The following is a 431-nucleotide window of genomic DNA, read 5'->3' as shown; positions in this document are numbered from 1 at the left end:
ACCCGAATCCCGCTGCAAGCTCGGCTGCAGGGACCCGCCACTCGGCTTGATGGCCATCGCCCGTGATGGCCCGAATCAGATGATCGACAGGCTTCTGTGCCGTATAGACGAACTTACCCTCGCCGTCCGGCACCAACTCGTCCAGCTTGTTTCCCTCCCCGTCCAGGACCTCGATCCGCGCCCCCGAGGCGGCACCGCCGCCGGCAAAATAGGCGGACCCGCCGATGCTCGCGCCTTCGGCAAAGGCAAAGACCTGAAGCTTGTGGGCCAGGGCAGGCGAACCGAGGGTCGACAAGAGAATGAGCGCAGCAACGCTGAGGGTGCCGCCTCTCGATGGAATCGCGCGCCGCGCCGATCTTGCCGAGACGTCGCCCGGATCCGCGCTCATCATCGGCGCATCTCTCGCGTATAGATCCAGATCAACGCTCCCA

General features: G+C 65.0%; 1 pseudogene. It reads right to left on the bottom strand.

The features are described 5' to 3' along the window. Window positions 1-391, bottom strand: a pseudogene (locus tag GPT33_RS15875) (hypothetical protein); the annotation flags it as partial. Window positions 392-431: the final 40 nt, after the last annotated feature.

Source organism: Thiocapsa sp. (assembly GCF_011390875.1).
GTDB lineage: Bacteria > Pseudomonadota > Gammaproteobacteria > Chromatiales > Chromatiaceae > Thiocapsa.
Note: the sequence above shows the minus strand (reverse complement) of the source record. Positions and strands in the feature narration are given on the sequence as shown.